The 17,625-nt window shown below is 58.3% G+C and carries 15 protein-coding genes and 5 pseudogenes; 10 read left to right on the forward strand and 10 right to left on the reverse strand.

Annotated elements, in window-relative coordinates; genetic code table 11:
* The 5 genes and pseudogenes from IYY11_RS00865 to IYY11_RS00880 form a co-directional block, all read left to right on the forward strand.
* Positions 1-918: enoyl-CoA hydratase/isomerase family protein (locus tag IYY11_RS00865; protein WP_196402385.1), on the forward strand; the 918-nt coding region annotated here is incomplete at its 5' end.
* Between the two features lie 330 nt (positions 919-1,248).
* Positions 1,249-2,005 (forward strand): annotated as a pseudogene (locus tag IYY11_RS00870) (IS5 family transposase).
* A gap of 43 nt (positions 2,006-2,048) precedes the next feature.
* Complete coding sequence (locus IYY11_RS00875) at positions 2,049-2,360, forward strand: hypothetical protein (RefSeq protein ID WP_210331182.1); 312 nt, start codon at positions 2,049-2,051, stop codon at positions 2,358-2,360.
* Positions 2,361-2,385: 25 nt separating this feature from the next.
* Entirely contained in the window at positions 2,386-2,508 is a 123-nt protein-coding gene (locus tag IYY11_RS23160) for a hypothetical protein (protein ID WP_281431653.1), read from the forward strand.
* 300 nt (positions 2,509-2,808) lie between these two features.
* A pseudogene (locus IYY11_RS00880) lies at positions 2,809-3,498 on the forward strand (DNA polymerase thumb domain-containing protein); the annotation flags it as partial.
* 941 nt (positions 3,499-4,439) lie between these two features.
* On the opposite strand, the gene IYY11_RS00885 reads toward IYY11_RS00880, so the two are convergent.
* Positions 4,440-4,694 carry a PepSY domain-containing protein gene (locus IYY11_RS00885; RefSeq protein WP_196402387.1) on the reverse strand — a complete coding sequence of 85 codons (255 nt, stop codon included), beginning with the start codon at positions 4,692-4,694 and terminating at the stop codon, positions 4,440-4,442.
* A 964-nt stretch (positions 4,695-5,658) separates the two neighbouring features.
* On the opposite strand from IYY11_RS00885, the pseudogene istA reads away from it, so the two are divergent.
* A pseudogene (gene istA / locus IYY11_RS00890) lies at positions 5,659-7,157 on the forward strand (IS21 family transposase).
* Positions 7,154-7,600, forward strand: a pseudogene (locus IYY11_RS00895) (ATP-binding protein); the annotation flags it as partial. The pseudogenes istA and IYY11_RS00895, both read left to right, overlap by 4 nt.
* Here IYY11_RS00895 and IYY11_RS22550 read toward each other — a convergent pair.
* Entirely contained in the window at positions 7,581-7,988 is a 408-nt protein-coding gene (locus tag IYY11_RS22550) for an ATP-binding protein (protein WP_409455203.1), read from the reverse strand. The pseudogene IYY11_RS00895 and the gene IYY11_RS22550 sit on opposite strands and share 20 nt — an antisense overlap.
* Positions 7,989-8,019: 31 nt before the next feature.
* Positions 8,020-8,175 (reverse strand): histidine kinase dimerization/phosphoacceptor domain -containing protein, encoded by a 156-nt coding sequence (locus tag IYY11_RS22555; protein ID WP_246719538.1) that lies wholly within the window; start codon positions 8,173-8,175, stop codon positions 8,020-8,022.
* Here IYY11_RS22555 and IYY11_RS22560 point away from each other — a divergent pair.
* A complete protein-coding gene (locus tag IYY11_RS22560) occupies positions 8,104-8,304 on the forward strand; it encodes a hypothetical protein (RefSeq protein WP_246719541.1) in 201 nt (66 codons plus the stop codon). The two genes, IYY11_RS22555 and IYY11_RS22560, sit on opposite strands and share 72 nt — an antisense overlap.
* Positions 8,305-10,045: 1,741 nt before the next feature.
* Here IYY11_RS22560 and IYY11_RS00905 read toward each other — a convergent pair.
* The 7 genes from IYY11_RS00905 to IYY11_RS00935 are packed head-to-tail and all read right to left on the reverse strand — an operon-like array spanning position 10,046 to position 16,550.
* Positions 10,046-10,405 carry a response regulator gene (locus IYY11_RS00905; RefSeq protein ID WP_196402388.1) on the reverse strand — a complete coding sequence of 120 codons (360 nt, stop codon included), beginning with the start codon at positions 10,403-10,405 and terminating at the stop codon, positions 10,046-10,048.
* A 13-nt stretch (positions 10,406-10,418) separates the two neighbouring features.
* The gene (locus IYY11_RS00910) at positions 10,419-11,801 is read right to left on the reverse strand and encodes an HWE histidine kinase domain-containing protein (RefSeq protein ID WP_196402389.1); all 1,383 of its coding nucleotides are present in this window, start codon (positions 11,799-11,801) and stop codon (positions 10,419-10,421) included.
* Positions 11,788-13,917, reverse strand: coding sequence for an ATP-binding protein (locus tag IYY11_RS00915; protein WP_196402390.1), 2,130 nt, complete (start codon positions 13,915-13,917; stop codon positions 11,788-11,790). Before IYY11_RS00915 ends, IYY11_RS00910 begins: the two co-directional genes overlap by 14 nt.
* Entirely contained in the window at positions 13,917-14,909 is a 993-nt protein-coding gene (locus tag IYY11_RS00920) for an ATP-binding SpoIIE family protein phosphatase (protein WP_196402391.1), read from the reverse strand. Before IYY11_RS00920 ends, IYY11_RS00915 begins: the two co-directional genes overlap by 1 nt.
* Position 14,910: 1 nt before the next feature.
* Positions 14,911-15,315 carry an anti-sigma regulatory factor gene (locus IYY11_RS00925; RefSeq protein WP_196402392.1) on the reverse strand — a complete coding sequence of 135 codons (405 nt, stop codon included), beginning with the start codon at positions 15,313-15,315 and terminating at the stop codon, positions 14,911-14,913.
* Entirely contained in the window at positions 15,296-15,685 is a 390-nt protein-coding gene (locus IYY11_RS00930; protein ID WP_196402393.1) for an STAS domain-containing protein, read from the reverse strand. Before IYY11_RS00930 ends, IYY11_RS00925 begins: the two co-directional genes overlap by 20 nt.
* Positions 15,686-15,689: 4 nt before the next feature.
* Entirely contained in the window at positions 15,690-16,550 is an 861-nt protein-coding gene (locus IYY11_RS00935) for an STAS domain-containing protein (RefSeq protein WP_196402394.1), read from the reverse strand.
* A 282-nt stretch (positions 16,551-16,832) separates the two neighbouring features.
* On the opposite strand from IYY11_RS00935, the gene IYY11_RS00940 reads away from it, so the two are divergent.
* The gene (locus tag IYY11_RS00940; protein WP_196402395.1) at positions 16,833-17,108 is read left to right on the forward strand and encodes a hypothetical protein; all 276 of its coding nucleotides are present in this window, start codon (positions 16,833-16,835) and stop codon (positions 17,106-17,108) included.
* 91 nt (positions 17,109-17,199) lie between these two features.
* A pseudogene (locus IYY11_RS00945) lies at positions 17,200-17,625 on the forward strand (IS21 family transposase); the annotation flags it as partial.

Below are 17,625 nucleotides of genomic sequence, written 5' to 3' on the forward strand. Positions count from 1 at the left end.
GGCGCGATGAGCACGGCGCAATGCAAGCGTCTGCGCGACGCTTTCCTTTACGCCCGCTCGCGTCCCACCAAAGTCATCGTGCTGCTCGGCGGACGCGATTTCTGGTCGAACGGCATCCATTTGAACGTGATCGAAGCGAGCGCCGACCCGGCTGAAGAGTCATGGCGAAACATCAACGCCATGGACGATCTGGTGCATGAAGTCATCAACACCATGTCGCATATCGTGATCGCGGGCATGCGTGGCAACGCCGGCGCAGGCGGCGCGATTCTGGCGTTGGCTGCTGATCAGGTTTTTGCGCGCCCGAGCGTCGTTCTTAATCCTCACTACCGCAGCATGGGGGAACTCTACGGCTCGGAATATTGGACTTATTTGCTCCCAAAGCGCGTGGGGCAGGCAAAAGCGCTGGAACTTACGCAAGGCTGCCAGCCCCTGGGCGCGAAGAAAGCTTGCGAGATCGGCTTTCTCGATGAGGTCTTCGGCGAAGACATAGAAATGTTTGAGAAAGAGCTGAGGCTGCGCGCCATGGCGCTGGCGCAGGAGCCGGATTACGCCGCGCGCCTGGTGAAAAAACTTCAGCGGCGGCTCGATGACGAATTGGCCAAACCACTGGCGAGCTATCGCGACGAGGAACTTCAGTGGATGCGGGCGAATTTCTTTGGACCTGATCCCGCCTATCATAAGGCGCGTCGGCGATTTGTCTTCAAGGGCGCCCCGCCTAAAGATGGAACGACTTCGTTAATTCGGCGAGACCAATTCGAAGGGGGAGCAATCGAAGGCATGCAAGAGGCTGCATATAGGCCTGAATTCCAGCTCAATTGCGCAGTGGAGCAGGAGCGCAGATCGCTCCCCATGGCCCAAGCATGGGCGAATCTGCTGCGGCTAACGATCCGACGCCTCTTTGCAACGGCTCAATGAATCTCGCGAGCTGATGCGTTTAGCGCGAAGCACCTAGGGAAGGAGCATGACAACTGGGTAGTTGATCACTGTCCACAAGATTGCTCATGCCCTTAAAAGACCGCTTTTTGCGCTAAGCAGACTCCGTCTCATCAAGTCGTTAAAGTTCGACTGTCGACGGATTGGCATCGCCTACGCCAGAGCGGTAACCGCGGCGAGACGATCTGTTCCTGCAGCGTATCTGGGCTCGTTGCGCGTTCATCTGGGGATTTCGTGCTTAGGGCTCGGACCCATAAAACGCTTGGCATGAACCAAGCGTTGTGATTCACGGCTTTCTGAAAGGGAACGCCGATGATTCTGGACCACTTCTGGCTGACGGACGCGCAGTTTGCGAAGATCGCGCCGCATCTTCCCACTGACACGCGCGGCAAGGCGCGCGTTGACGACCGTCGGGTGATCAGCGGCATCGTTCATGTGCTCAAGTCGGGCGGTCGCTGGATCGACGCGCCGCCGGACTATGGGCCCAGGAAGACGCTCTACAATCGTTATGTGCGCTGGGCGGCAAAAGGCGTCTGGGTCGATCTCTTCCAGGCATTGGCGCAAGCTGGCGGGCCGCCGGCGGAGGTTCTCATCGACTCCTCGGCAGTGAAAGCGCATCGCTCGGCAAGCGGCGGCAAAGGGGGGAGAAAAATCACGCCATCGGGCGTTCGCGTGGCGGACGCACCACGAAAATCCATGCGTTGACCGATGCTCAATGTCGCCCGATCGCCTTCCTGCTCACCGGCGGCAACGTCGCCGATTGCACGGCCGGCGCCGCACTTCTTGCGCGGCTTCCCGCTTGCGACATCCTGCATGGCGACAAAGGTTACGACAGCGACGCCATCCGTCGGCAAGTCGAGAACGGCGGCGTCATGCCGAACATTCCGCCAAGGCCAATCGCAAATGGAAGAACTGCTTCTCGCCCTTCCTCTATCGCAACCGCAACGCCATCGAACGCATGTTCTGCCGATTGAAGGACTTCAGGCGCGTCGCCACGCGCTACGACCGAAACGCAGCGAACTTCCTCGCAGCAGTCTGCCTCGCCGCGACCGTCAGTTATTGGTTATGAGTCCGAGCCCTAGTGCAGATGGAGCGATACCGAAGCGAGAAACATGACCGACACATCAGTTCCAGCGCCTTATGGCAAAGTGACACCCTATCTCTGCATCGCCGGCGCAGCGAAAGCGCTCGATTTCTACAGTAGCGCTTTCGGCGCCAAGGAGCGCGTGCGCATCGAACTCCGCAATGGTCTCATTGCACATGCTGAGATCATGATAGCCGATTTGATCGTCATGCTCTCCGATGTCTATGAAGAGAGCGGGTTAGCGTCGCGGAGAACGCTTGGCGGTTCGTCTGTTGGCCTGAATGTATATGTGCCCGACGTTGATTCAATCTTCACCAAGGGTCTGCGGTCTGCAGAATAGCTACTACGGCGATCGTAGCGGAACAGTGCGCGATCCCTTCGGTCACGTCTGGGCGTACGCGACGCGCAAGGAAGACGAGCTCAAGCGCCACGCGCTGGATATCGACTCTTCCTTGAACGCCGCGCCGGCAAAAGCGGGAACGTCGTAATCGGCGGCCTCAAGGCGAGCGCGAGCAGCGCATCAGAGAATTCGCCGGTTGCGCTATTGATCAGGAAAGAACCCGGCAAAATGTCCAGCGTCGAGATCTTTGAGACAGATTGGGTGGATTGCTGAAAGGAGGTGGAGTGGAAGAGAATTGGGGTCATTCGGGATGTCAATCGGCTCGCAAAATTGACCCGTTGTCGACGTCCAACATTGGCTCTGACGCAGACTCGTGAAGGCCTGCGGTCCATTGCGCGTTGAGCTTTGAGCCAGGGAAGATACGGGCGGCGCCGTCGATCCATAGGGCCGTTCATCGCGCAAGGCTGAGACGGGTTTGAATGCTTCGGCCGGGATTTCCTACTGCAAGTTCCTCGCAAAGACGGCGAGCGATCTCAATAAGCCGAATGGCCAGGCCGTCATCACCCCCCTTATGGGGCCAGCATTCGTCGAAGCCCTTGCTGTCAAGAAATTCCACGGCGTTGGACCTGCGACTGCGGCGAAGATGCAACGTCTTGGCATCGAGACAGGCGCGGATTTAAAGGCGAAATCCCTCGGCTTTCGGCAGCATAATTTCGGGAAGTCGGGCACCTGGTACTACAAGATAGCACGCGGGATCGACGAACGCCCTGTTGAACCCGACAGGCCTCGCAAGTCGGCCGGCGCCGAGGATACCTTCACCGTCGACATCTACGATCTCGAGGCGGCGCGCGCAGAGCTGGCGCCGCTGGTCGCCAAGGTGTGGCGCTGTTGCGAGGCCAATTCCATTCGCGGTAGGACCGTGACGCTCAAGGCGAAGTATGCCGATTTCCATCAGATCACTCGCAGTCGAAGTTTGCCCAGCGGCGTCGGCTCACTAACCGACTTAGCGACAATCAGCGAAACGCTGTTGGCTCCGGTGTTTCCGACGTCGCAGGGAATATGCCTGCTTGGCGTGATCATCTCCAACCTTGGAGGAATCAATTCGCATGACGGAGGGCAACTGTCCCTTATCGACTAGCGACGGCGCCTGTTGTCGTCGTGGTCACGAAATATCATCGTTACTGAGATCATCGATTGAGAGTTCAAGCGCTTTCGCATTGCGCGCCACGCCACGCAGTGACTGTGAATTGTCCTTTCTCACTGCTCTGGCGTCGCGTCCATGACCCGCTGTTCAGCGTCCTACAGTTTCCTTCTTCTGATAGGTTCAACCAAGCTGGAGAGTACCGTGTGCTGCCTTGACATCAGGTCGACACAGCATTTAGATCGAAGGAACGGTGGCTCAGCCATAGCCAAACGCTATTGCGGCTCGATGCTAATACCGTGAAAGGCGCTGTGGAGGAACGTGATCGTCAGAACCTATCCGCCCTTCGCTATTCGACAGGAGAAAGATGCGCGTTCGCCACACCTATAGACAGCATAGATCCGGTGATAGCCATCAGCAACGATCAAGGGATTGCCTTTTTTCATTTCCCCTAAAATACGGTCTACTGAACGTGCGTTGAATGCACAGTGCCAATCAGCGGGCAATTTTAGCTATGGATCTTTTTCAAGCGCCTTCTGCGCGCGCGACGTCTCCTATGAGGCGAGGGCGAACATGTTTGGCGAGGTAGCGTTAGGACGCCGACATCATTCCGACGGTTGTGCGTTTCTCATTCGCGGGTTGGATACCGCATACGGAGCTTTCGTTGGAGGAGAGCCTCGGTTTGACTCGCGAAGATCGGTCTTAGCTCCAAAATCGAAGTTAGTTTTGCGCCCGCCACGCTTGCCTAGGCGCGCTTTGAAGGCAATTTGACAGATGTCGCCCCAAGAGACGCGGCAGCGACTCTCCTGTTGATTCCCCTTAACCGCGGCTGCACGTCGCGGTCTTTTTATCGTTCGTCCGCCATCTTGCGCTCGCCCGTCTTCAGCCTTCCGCGTTTCTTGCTCCGCGCGCGACTCGCGTACAGCCGCGGGTTGCTATCAGCGCTTTAGCACTTTTTCGATCAGACTGAACCCTGCGTCGAATTTCAAATCATAGATCTTGTCGTCGCTGCACCGAGCGTCGTCGACTTTGTAACCTCCGTCGTCGAACCCCATCTTTTCGCCTGTACAGCCTTGAGCTGTCATCACTGACTGTATTTTCATTCGCTCCTCTTCGGAGAGGGGACGATCAGCCCGTGCCGGCGCAATGAATAGAAGAAAGAAGGCGCTCGACGCCAAGAGCAGATTTCGCATCAGACACTCCCCGCTGAATAGTTAGATAAGAGTCGCGGCTCCCGAGAGTAACTCGCTCGCCAAGCCAATGGTTCCGGGCGAGAGTCGTGCCGAACAAGTCGCTTTCCGCCTAAATCGTTGAGGTCGAAAATCTCCTCCACTCGCGCGTGAGCGTCGGTCAGTGTCGTATGCTTGAGGGACTAGCCGCCCTTCCGATTACATAGTGATATTTTACATCACGCCCTGCACGACGCCTGAAGTCCAGGGCCTGCCCTTCGATCCCGCTCTGCTCGTATGCGCGGGGGATGACCCGACCGTGATGAACGGCGGGGCGTTTTTCTTGCTCGATGGCCCCTTTGGCGCACCGACCAGCTTTTACACTTTCAGTTGGCGCATCCTCTCGACCTCATGGTCCGATCGAAGATCTGGGAGCTGTGGAACAATCCAGCCCGACAACGCTTTGAACTTTTCCATGTAAAGGGCGGCAAATGGCACCACAGGAAAATCGGCGCCGGCCGTCGCAAACATGTGAGCGAGATCACGAGCGCAACCTGAAGCGATTGGTGGAGCAGCTTAGAGAGATGTTCTCGCAGCTTGCTCCGGATCCGCTGCCATTGGTCATGGTGAATCTATTGCGCGGGTTTGAGAAGCATCCTTATCGCTATTTGCTGGGCAAAAAGCCTGATCCAATCAACTCAGGCGTTTCGCCTTAATCTGAACATCAAGGCGACTCGCCCTCTCCAGAAGGGTCGCCCATCAACAAAAAGGAATAGCCTTTGCGCACTCACAGCAGCGCAGCCGAGTCTTGACGGAAGTTAAGGTTGAAAGCTCTTGGACCGCTAGCTACCTGCATACATGGCGGAAAATGTACGCGGCGGCGCAATAATCGGCCATTGAGCGGCGCATATTGCGGCCGCGTGGCGGCGTAAAACCCGGCCAGTTTTAGGCTGACTTCCCGAACATTGATTCGGGAGGGCGGCCGGGGATGTTTGCGATGGAGATTTACGCGGCGGTTCGACGCTTTGTTTTCATTGAGGGCAATGGCCGGCGTGAAGCGGCGCGCGTGTTTGGACTGAGCCGGGACACGATCGCGAAGATGTGCCGCTATTCGGCGCCGCCGGGTTACGTGCGCACAAAGGCGCCGAAGCGGCCGAAGCTGGGGCCGCTGCTCCCGGTGATTGACTCGATCCTGGAGACGGACAAGACGGCGCCGCCGAAGCAGCGGCATACGGCGAAGCGGATTTTCGAACGGCTGCGGGATGAGCACGGCTTTGCCGGCGGCTACACAGTGGTGAAGGATTATGTGCGGCTGGCGCGCACGCGCTCGCGCGAGGTCTTCGTGCCGCTCGCTCATCCGCCGGGTCACGCGCAGGTGGATTTTGGCGAATGCGTCGGCGTCATCGGCGGCGTGCGGATGAAGCTGCATGTGTTCTGCTTCGACCTGCCGCATTCGGACGCCTGCTTCATCAAGGCTTACGCGGCGGAGACGACGGAGGCCTTTCTTGATGGCCATGTCTCGGCCTTCGCGTTCTTTGGCGGCGTTCCGCTGTCGATTCTCTACGACAATCTCAAGATCGCCGTGGCGAAGATACTGGGCGGCGGCGAACGGCGGCGCACGCAAGCCTTTACCGAACTCGTCAGCCACTTTTTGTTCGACGATCGCTTTGGTCGTCCGGGCAAGGGCAACGACAAGGGGAAAGTAGAAGGGCTGGTAAAATATTCGCGGGCCAATTTTCTGACGCCCGTTCCGCATGCGCCGTCCATCGAAGCGCTCAACGCCAGGCTCGCGGAGCGCTGCCGCGCTCGCCAGAACGAGCGCGCCGGCCGGCATGAGCAGACGATCGGCGAGAGGCTCGTCGCCGACATGGCCGCCTTTCGAGAACTTCCCGCCGCGCCGTTCGAGGCTTGCCACAAGGTCGCGACAAAGGTCTCGTCCCTGTCGCTCGTCCGCTATCGCACGAACGATTATTCGGTTCCCACAAAGTATGGCTTTCGCGACGTGCTGGCGAAAGGCTTCGTCGACGAGGTCGCCATTTTCTGCGACGGCGCCCTGATCGCCCGTCATGCGCGTAGTTACGCCCGCGACGATTTTATTTTTGAGCCGCGTCATTATCTGGCGCTGCTCGAACAAAAGCCCGGCGCGCTCGATCAGGCGGCGCCCTTGCAGGGCTGGACGCTGCCGGAGACGCTCGCGCATCTGCGCCGACTTCTGGAAACGCGCATGGGCAAGCGCGGCAAACGCGAGTTCATTCAGGTGCTGCGGCTGACGGAAGTGTTTCCCGAAGCCGTCGTCATAGGCGCGGCGCTCGACGCCATAAGGCTGGGCGCCATCGGTTTCGACGCAGTCAAACAACTCGTCATCGCAAGAACTGAGAACAGGCCCGCGCGTCTCGATCTTTCCGCCTATCCCTACCTGCCGTCACTGAACGTCAAGACGACATCGCCGCCGATTATCTCGCGCTCGTTTCCAGGGAGGCGGCATGAACACGTCCGCCTCTGCCGATATCCCTGCGCCGCCGCGGGTTTTGCTCGGCCATCATCTGCGGCAGCTCAAATTGCCGACAATCCTGCGGGAATACGAGAAGGTCGCCGCCGAGGCGGCGCGCGAAGGTCAGGATCACGTCCGATACCTTCTACGCCTCGTCGAACTCGAACTCATCGACCGCGAACGACGCATGGTCGAGCGACGCATCCGCGCCGCCCGTTTTCCGGCGGTGAAAAGCTTCGACACCTTCGACTTTACCGCCATCCCCTCGCTCAACAAACCGCTCGTGCTGGATCTCGCCCGTTGCGAATATGTCGTCGCCCGCGACAACATCATCGCCCTCGGCAACAGCGGCACGGGCAAGACGCATGTCTGCCTGGCGCTCGGCCTCGCCGCTTGCCAGCGCGGGCTGTCCGTCGCCTTCACCACGGCCGCCGGCCTCGCAGGGAGCCGCCGAGCTGGCGCTCAAACGTGTCCATGATGCTCATGCCGAACGACTGACGTTCGCCTGCCGAATCCCGCCTTATCCCTGGTCCGTCATCATGGATGAGCAAGCGCAAGCCGTCTGTCTGCTTAAGCAATTCGACCTTGAAGGTCGTCCCCGCTCCCTTCCGAAAGACGTGCTTAGCGGCGTTCATCGCAGCCTCATTGACGAGCAGGGAGATCGCAGTCATCTGGTCCAGCGAAAGATCGATGTCGGATGCGATGTCGACGCTGACAAGAACGGGCAGGTCTCGAAAAACTTCGTGGAGCACGTCCGTCATCAGCGGCGCCAAGCCGTTTTCGTAGGCCGTCCGGTCATATAGACGGCGATGCAAATCCGACATCATGGCGATGCGGTCTTGCGCCTGCGCGATCGCTTCAGCAAGCAATGGCTTCGTCGGACAAATCGCGTCTGACACCCTGTAGCATGGCCACAACGACCTGCAGGTTGTTGGCGACACGATGCTGCAGTTCTTGGAAGAGGCTTTCCTGCGGTCGGTTGGCGAATTCGAGCCGCTGAATGAGGCCCGTCATCCCGGCAATAAGCACAACGAGAAAACCGCCAACCAGAAGAAATCCAACGAGCGCGACGACCGTATCCGCGTCCTATATCTCAAAGCTATATGCCGGGAGGTAAAACAAGTACCAAGCCGCCGCTGCTGAAAGCAGTAGAACGGGGACGCCTCGCGTCCATCCGCAAAGCATCGTCGCGCCCGCTATAGCCGGATAGAACATCATAAATTTTAGGGAATCGAGCCAGGGCGCAAGCAAAAAACGAATCGCCAAGCTCGCCCCAAAGCATGCGGCGGCGACAAGCCATCCCTGCGGTCCTCGTAGCCGATTCGATAGCTTATGAACTTTGGCGACCCAAGCCACGCTGCCCCCACTGCTGAGCTCGCCGCAAGATATTTACGTGACGGCGAGAGGGCAAGCAGTAAAGCGAGCCGCCGCGCCAATCCTAGTTTCACTTTTTTTGCCTTTCCGAGCAAATCGACGAGTCGCGGGAGCTCTTCGTAAGAGAGATGCTGCGTAAATTCGTGGGGATGAGGTTTGCAAAGCCGGCCCTATCGATTGAGGACCAGCTCAACCTCTTGTGGCGCCGTGGCCTGCGAATCGACGATGAGGCGAGAGCGAAGCATTTTCTGCAGCACATCACCCTATTACCGGCTACTAGCCGTGCTTGAGTTTTGAGAAGAAACATTCGTCGGTCAAAACCAGTCGATCCATCACTCCAAGGCCGCCTGCGCAAAGGCAGCCTCGAAACTGATTTGCGCCTAAATTTGGATTCCCTCGTCCACACGACTTAGCGGGGCTTATGCACTTTACGCGACCGAACCGAATCAGGTGCCGGTGCGAGAGCTGCTGACGCGGCAAATATGCCGCTCGATATAAGGCAGCCTTCCCACAGAACATCTAGGTCGTGCACCGCCCACCACAACGATTCCCCGAAGTAACACATCGATAGACCAAAAAAAGCAAAGGCACCCCAAACGAGCCAATCGTGCAAAGTCATCTTACTCTCCTTCGCTTAACACGGGTGAAACCCCATCCCGCGTGCGAAAGTTCCCAAACTAGCGAAGGAGGAGCGCGCCGACGCTCAAAGCGCTGCTGCCTCAGCTCAGAGGCGCTCAGACATTAGCGTCATAGCGATGAGCCTTCGTCAGCTCCAATTGTCCAGAGTGGCAAATTATCGATGAGATTCTTGTTTCCGTTGAATCTCTAAGACGACTTCTGGACTCGAGGCGCTACCCGCGGCATAGCGGAACAAGTTTTCATCTATGCCAAAAGGCAGAGCTTGCTGATTCCGCTTGATGGCGCCCCCTAAAACGAGATAAGGCGCCCGCCCGTTACTGAATGATGGCCCCCCGATTCCGAGATGATCCCTCTCCCTGCGACGTAATGTTCCCGCCCGGGTGATTTCGTGCAGTAACTCACCGACGCCGTTGGCCTGATCAAGTCGCTTCTCTGGCAAATCCAAGGGGGAGCGATTGATGCCAGCGGAGCGGATTACGATGCGCCAGGCGCGCGAGATTATTAGGCTGAAGACCACGTCGGTTCAGCGCACGAGATTTCCCGGCGTCTCGTCATGCCGCGTTCGACGGTTCGGGAAGCGCTCGAACGCGCGGAAGGCGCCGGGCTCTCCTGGCCGCTGCAGGCATCCATTCCGGGCTGCCCTGTGGTTGCGCGGACGACCTGGAGTCGGCATTGAGGGCGATGCGAGGAAAACCAGCTAGTTTGAACATGAGAGACATCTGCTGCCGCAGCTATTCATTAATTTTAAATTGCAACGCGACTCGACCTGATGATTGGTTGGTGAAACGCGGCTTCTCCGCTTCCAACGGAGGTATTCGTCGAGTTTGAGCGGATAATCCGCGATGCGGCGATGAAAGGCCTAGCGCCGACCTTACACGGAACGGCGACTTGGGGTGAGGGCGGCTGCGATCGCCGAGCCCAACTCAACCTTGCTAAATGGCTTTTGCAAGCAGACCGCTCCCTCGAACAACAGCGGAATGGCTGAGTGTCGATATCCGGTTGCGAAAACAATCGGAATACTTCGGTTTCGCACGATTTCGGCAGCCGGAAAACTCGCCACTCCGTTCAAATTTATGTCGAGGATCGCAAGTCCGTAATCGGCAGTAGCTGCAACTTGCAGCGCTTCTTCAATACACTGTGCACGCCCTGTGACTTCGTGGCCGAGGTTGAGCAGCATCTCTTCAAGAAGGAGCGCTACCAACCCTTCATCCTCAACCAACAGTACTCGCATGCTCTCAGCCGAGTCAGTTGTAGTCCCCCTCGCATATGGCGATAGGTGCGCTGACTGCACAGGTAACGCCATCGGGAGCAAAGTCCAGTGATATTGTCCCTTGTAGGTCACTAGCGAGTAATTTTTCGAGCAGCTTCGAGCCGAATCCTCGATGCATCGGCGGAGCAACCGATGGCCCCCCTTTTTCTTTCCACCTCAGATGCAAGAGGGGCAGATCGGCCGTCGGGTCGATGCTCCAGCAAACGTTTACCTGCCCCTCTTTGTTAGATAGAGCCCCATACTTGACCGCATTGGTCGAGAGTTCGTGCAGTCCCATAGCGAGCGCCAAGGCCGCTTTAGGCTTAAGTTTCAGATTAGGACCTTCAACGCTGAATCGACCGGCCGCTCCATGAAGCTGTGCGGCATTGACCACGAGCTCTCGAAGGTCCGCGGCTATCCAGTGGCCGCGCGTTAAGACATCGTGCGCGTCGGAAAGCGCGCAGAGCCTGCTTGAAAAGTCATCGACTTTTATCTGGCCGACTTGTGCACCTTTAAATGTCTGTGAGGCAATCGACTGCACGATTGTTAGCGTATTTTTTACCCGGTGATCGAGTTCATGGATCAGCAGCTCTTTGTGTTCTTCAGCTCTCTTCCGGTCTGAAATATCGATCGCCCAACAGCCCACAGCCGTGATGCCGTTCGAGGCATCTCGCACCGGGAAAAATCCTGTCAACCAATGCCGACTAGCGGCGCCGGAGCCTTCGGAAAGCTCCACGTTCCGCAAAGCAGTCCCCGTGGAGAATACCTCTATAACGGTCTCTTCGAAAGAACTCGCAGTGTCCGAAATTTCTGCGACCGTGCGTCGGATTTTTCCCTTCGCCGCGAGCGCGTTTATAGCGGCGAACTCGTCGTTAATGCGTGGACAGCCGCCGATCTTGTCGAAAAAGGCGAGCCCAATTGGCGCACTACAAAGAAGCGCTTCCAACTCAAGGGTCCGAGCGAGGAGGCGTTCATTCGCGACGCGGAGCTGATCCTCAGCGCTTTTCGCGCGTAACAAGGCCATGACCGTGGCAACCAGCACCGGCGCTTCTGCAGGCTCCACCAGATAGGCATCGGCGCCCGCGTCGAGCGCTGTTACCTTGGCGTCAGGGCCGATAAAGGTGGCCGAGGTTTGCAGCACCATGATGTCGGGCCGCGTGCGCTTGATTTCTCGACACACTTCCGTGCCCAAAATGTCAGGCAGCATAGTATCGAGAACGACGAGGTCCGTCGGGCGCGAGGCGACGAAGGCTAGCGTCTCCTTGCCATCGCTCGTTTCACTGACCGACCAGCCCGCTTTTTGCAGCGCCCGCACCTTGGCGTAGCGCGCTTCGACGACATCGTCGACGACCAGCAGATGGGCGTTATCGACCTTCATGGCTGAACTCCCCGCCCAGCGCCTCAGCCACCACAGGAGCGAGTGCCTCTTTCGACAGTCCGCTTTTGGCAACGACTTGTTTGGCGCAGCCGAGGCGTCCCAGATCCTGTTCGTTCAAAGCTGTGGCCGTGACGACCACGATCGGGATCTGCGCTGTTTTTGGATTGTCCGTCAGCCGATCGAGCACATCGAAGCCGCTGATGCCTGGCAATTTGAGGTCGAGCAACACCAGATCCGGAGGCTGCTCGGCGGCGCTCTCCAGCCCGGCTTCGCCTGTCGCGGCTTCGCTGAGAACGTAGGGCTCGTCCGCGAGACACCGACGAATGATATAGCGCGAGGCTTCGTCGTCATCGATCAGAAGGACGCGCTTTGCTTCTGTGTCGTCGATCAATTGATGCAGCTTGGCCAGGAGCCAGGCGCGTTCAATGGGCTTTATTCCATAGCCGTCAGCGCCAAGGCGCGCCGCTTTCGCGCGGTCCTCGATCGTTGAAACGACAAGAACGGGAATCCCCTGTGACACCGGCGCGCTCTTAAGATCGGCGAGCAGCGCCCAAGTGTCTGCGCCTCCAAGCACGAGATCGAGAATAATCGCGCGGGGCTTGACTTCCTGAATTTTCCGCCGCGCCTCCTTCAAGGTTCGCGCGCCGATGAGCCTGTAAGGAGAGTGGCGCAGGGTGACCTCATAGACCATCATGTCCACGGGGTCGTCTTCGACCGCAAGAACAGGAATGCGCTCGTCTTCCGGCGGCGGCTCGTTTGAAAGCTCGGCTGGGTCCATCGCGGGGCCAGCGTATGCTGCCGGTAGCGTAAACGAGAAGGTCGATCCCCGGCCCACCGCGCTGTCGACGTGGATATCGCCACCCAAAAGCTTGCACAGCCGTTTCGACAAGGGGAGCCCCAGTCCCGTGCCCCTCACTCTGCGCTGAATGGGGCCGTCAAGCTGTGAGAACTCGTGAAAAATGAGTTCATGATGCTCTGGGGCGATGCCAATGCCGTCGTCCTTTACCGTGAAAGTGAAACAGCCGTCAGATAGTGACGCCCTGACGCGAATTTCCCCTGCCTCTGTGAATTTCAGCGCATTTGAAATCAGGTTGCGCAGCACCTGCGAAATCTTGGCTTCATCGCTATACATCGCCGGCAGCGACGATGCGTCCTCGAAGACGAGATTGACCTTGTCTCCAACGAGCAGCGGCCGCAGCATGCCGCGCAATGCGCCGAAGAGATCACCAATCCGGAATTCGACGGGCCTAATCTCGATCCGGCCGGCCTCGACTTTGGCGAGATCGAGCAGGTCATTAACGAGTTCGGTCAGGCTCTCCGCCGATTTTCGGATGAACGAAATTTGGCGCTCCTGCTCAGGCATGAGTTCTCCGTCGCAGCGATCGAGCAGCAGGTGGGTCAGCGCCAGAATCGAGTTGAGCGGCGTCCTGAACTCGTGAGTCATGTTGGAAAGAAAGCGAGATTTGAGGCTGTCCGCGCGCCGCAGATGCTCCGCCTTTTCGTCGAGATCGGAATAAAGAGCGACCACCCCGCGGTTCGTGTCGTGCAATTCTTCGTTCAGTGAAGCCAGCTCCTTGCGTTGCCGTTCGACCTCCTCCAGACTGAAAATAAGCTCCTGATTCTGCCGACGCAGCTCAATCATTGGGTCGTTGGCGTCTTCCCTCAGCAGGCGATCGGAAATATCCGCAAGATCAGAATGGGAAAACACCTTGGCCGTTCCAGGCAGCAGCTTTTTGAGAGCCACAACGGTGCCTGAACTGGTCGACTGGATGGAAAACTGATCCACAAGCCGACGCGCGCCGATCAGCCCGACGCCCATGCCCGTGGTGGAGCGATGGCGCCCGGCAAGGACTTCTTCAAGGTTGGCGATCCCGGCGCCTTCGTCCGAGATGGTCGCCTGGAACAGCTGCGGCGACGTAGAACCCGCCAGCGAAAACTTGACGCACCCGCTGCCGCCATATTCAACGGCGTTGCGCGCAATTTCGGACACAGCCGTCGCGATGCGGGTCTGGTCCTGCCGGTCGAATCCAAGCAGTCCGGCAAGCTGGCGCGCGCGCTGGCGCGCGAAGACGATATCCGGCTCGGCCTTCAAAGACACTGACAAAATGCGAAGCATTACCGCTCACCCAAGGCGCGCAACACTACCACGGTGGCGTCGTCTCGGCCCCGACGATAATCCCGCGCCAGCACTCCTGCGATAAGCGCCGGATGCGCCCCGAAAAGACCGGGATACTGCGCGACGTTCCACCGCGCGGACAAGCCATCGCTGTGGAGGACAATAACACTACCCGGCGCCAGGCTATACTGAAAAGTACGAATTGTCGGGGTCCCGTTGCCGGCCATGCCATTATAGGACACCAGGCTCCGAGCTTCAGCTGCGCCGATGATCGCGCCGGAAATGTTCCCAACGCCGCAGAATTCCACCTGGCCGCTCACAAGGCTCAAACGCGCAAGTCCTACGGCTGCGCCTCTGGTCGGCCGAAGGGCCTGATGAATCCGCTCCACATGCTGCGCGACAGTCAGGTCCTGGCAGGAGGAGAACGTAGAGAGGGCGCGCGCCGCCGCTTCAGACGCAAAGGGCCCGTGTCCCGTTCCATCCACCACGAGAACGTCGATCTTTCCTCCGTTCTCGGTGGCCGTCCATGCGTCGCCGCAGATGGATTCCCCCGGACATGTCACCACGACTGAGCCCGTCACGAATTGGATCTTCGACGCTGCGCCGTTCCCGCGAAAACGCGCCAGCACCGCAGCGCCCATCGAAGGCTTCGAATAGATGCCGAAGACGCTAGAGAGGCGCTGCGCAGCTCCGAGTCCGGAGCCGCAACTGCCAAAGGTCGAGTATCCATCGCCGAGACATTTTGCGACATCGACGAGCCCAGGCCCGCGATCTAGCGCCATCAGCTCGACGCCCTGCCCGTCAGCATCGTCGAAGAGATCGATGGAAAACTCGCCCTTTCCAGCGTGTTTGAGGATGTTGGTCGCGAGTTCAGTGGCGACGATCGCTATTTTGCCGACCGCTTCCTCCGGAAAATCTTGTGACGACGCCAATTGCGTCGCCGCCCTGCGCACTTCCGCGACTCGCGAAGGATCATCCACCGGCAGCAGCATATCATTTCCAACGAATGAGCGAGATGCGGGTTCCCTCGCCCGGTTGCGATTTTATGTCGAACTCGTTGACGAGCCGCTTTGCGCCTCCCAAACCTAGCCCCAGCCCCCCGCCTGTCGTGAAGTGATCGCGCATCGCCTGCTCAATATCCGCGATGCCGGGACCTTCGTCTGAAAACGTCAGTCGCAATCCTCGGCGCGCGCCGTCGCGAAGGATTTCCAAAAGCAGCTCGCCGCCTCCGCCATACTCGAAGGTGTTTCGTGCGATTTCGCTCGCGGCGGTAATGATTTTGGTCTGATCGATAAGGCTCATGCCCATTGCGTCAGCGTGAAAGCGGACTTTCTGCCTTACGCGAACAATGTCTTCCGAGCTTCGGATCGGAACGGTTTCAATCGTCTCCGTCAGCATCGGTCGACTCTGACTGCTCGATCAGCCTGTTGATCGTCTCCAGACCTTTATCAACGTTGCGGGCGGTCCGAATGCCGCTCAGCTGAACGCCCAGTTCGACGAGGGTGATCGCGACGTGCGGCCGCATGCCCACGACAATGGTGACGGCGTCAAGCACCCGTGACGCGCTGGCTATGTTGCTCAGCATGCGGCCAATGAAGGAATCGACGATCTCAAGCGCGGAAACGTCAATCAACACTCCCTTGGACTTGGTGGAAACGATTGCGTTGGTCAGATCGTCCTGCAGCGCCATGGCGAGGCGATCATGCATGTCGATTTGGATCGTGACGAGAAGGCACTTGCCAACTTTGAGGATCGGAATCTTGTCCACCGCATCAGCCTCGCGCCGCCAAGCGTTCCACCCTCTGACCCGTCTTTTTCAATGCCAGCGAGAGGGCATCCGCCATAGTTGCTTTGGAGACCACCTGGAGATCGAGTCCCAGATGGACGATTGTCTGGGCGATTTGCGGACGGATGCCGCTGATGATGCAATCTGCGCCCATGAGCCGCGCCGCCGCCACCGTCTTGATCAAATGCTGGGCGACCAACGTATCGACGGCCGGGACGCCCGTGATGTCGATGATGGCGATTTCAGCCTCCGCGTCGACGATCGTTTGTAGAAGATTCTCCATCACGATTTGAGTGCGTGCGCTATCGAGCGTGCCTATGAGCGGCAGCGCGAGGATCTTGTCCCAAAGCTGAATGACCGGAGTCGACAGCTCCAATAATTCGTCCTGTTGACGCTTAATGACCTCTTCGCGGCTCTTCTGATAAACCTCGGTGGTGAATAAGCCGAGACGATCGAGAACCCCTCCCGAGGCAATCAGCACGTCGGCCAAGTGTTCTTCGCGCGCCAGAACTTTCCGCAGCAGATCGAACAGGGGCTCTTTCAGCGAGAACACAAATAACGCGGTTTCGACGGGACTGTATCCACGCAGCGCACGGGCCGTCGAAATCTCTTCGAGCACCTCGCGGACATCTTGCCACGGTGGGCTAGCGATATCTTCCCCGGCGCCGCTTTTAAGAGCGTTACGCAATTCTTTCAGGAATCGCCCGCAGGCGTCTTTCAACTCCTTATCGGACGTCTGACCGCTGCGCGTGGCGCCCGCCGCGGTCAGCGCTGCGATCCATCGGCTAAGCAGGTCCTTTTCGCTTTGTTCGATAACGCTCGCGAGCGCCTCAAAATTTGCCGGCATGATTCTTCCTCGAATGACGGGCACGATTGCGTAATTTGGCTCCGATTGCAATGTCAGCTGCGGAGGGCAATGGATGCACTTGTTTTGCAGACGGCTCGGTGCAGGGAGGATCTCGGGGGCGCCGGAGAACCTAGGCTAGGAAGAATTTGCTATATGAAAACCGAAGCCGAGTCTGTTCACTTGTGAACAGTTGCTACGGGGCTACAGATGAAATACTGAATTTCTCGTTCTAGACAAACAGGGTTGCGTGCTCTAAGGACCTGTTTGAGGGAGATCCCGCGCGTGCAATTTCTTCCTCCTGATGCGCAATCCCGAAGCCTGTCGCTCAGAAGCAATCTTTTAAGGGCGTTGCATCCTGCGGACCTGGCCCTCCTGTCCCCAAAACTCGAAAAGGTGCAACTTGCTCCTCGGCAGGTTTTATATCAGCCCGGCGACGATATTCGTCACGTCTATTTCCCCTGCGGATCGACTTTGCTGTCTTTCATCATTCCTCTTGAAAACGGCAAGGACGTCGAGGCAGCGTTAATAGGACGCGTGTGTTTAGGCGTGCAATTTTGACCCCCTAAGCCGGGGGATCGGCGTCCAAAATTGACCCCCATCTGAACTGTTTGCAGGTCTGCCCGCTTTGGCATCGAGCGGGCGGTGGGGGATGCTTGTTGTGGAGACGATTGGCCGGATTCGGCGGGAGCATTTCCAGAAGGGCAAGTCGATCAAGGAGATTGCCCGTGATCTGAAGATATCGCGCAATACGGTTCGCAAGGTTCTGCGATCAGGCGAGACGTCGTTTTCCTACGAGCGGGAGATTCAGCCGCGTCCCAAGCTCGGCGCCTGGAAGGCGGAGATCGACCGAGTGCTCGCGGAGAATGCAACAAAGCCGGCGCGCGAGCGGCTGACGTTGATCCGTGTGTTCGAAGAGTTGCGGGCGCTTGGCTATGACGGCGGGTATGACGCGGTGCGGCGTTATGCGCGGAATTGGGCGCGAGACCATGCCAGCGAGACGACGAGCGCCTTTGTGCCGCTGAGCTTTGCGCCGGGCGAGGCTTACCAGTTCGATTGGAGCCACGAAATCGTTCTG

The sequence above is a fragment of the Methylocystis sp. H62 genome (assembly GCF_015709515.1).
Taxonomy (GTDB): domain Bacteria; phylum Pseudomonadota; class Alphaproteobacteria; order Rhizobiales; family Beijerinckiaceae; genus Methylocystis.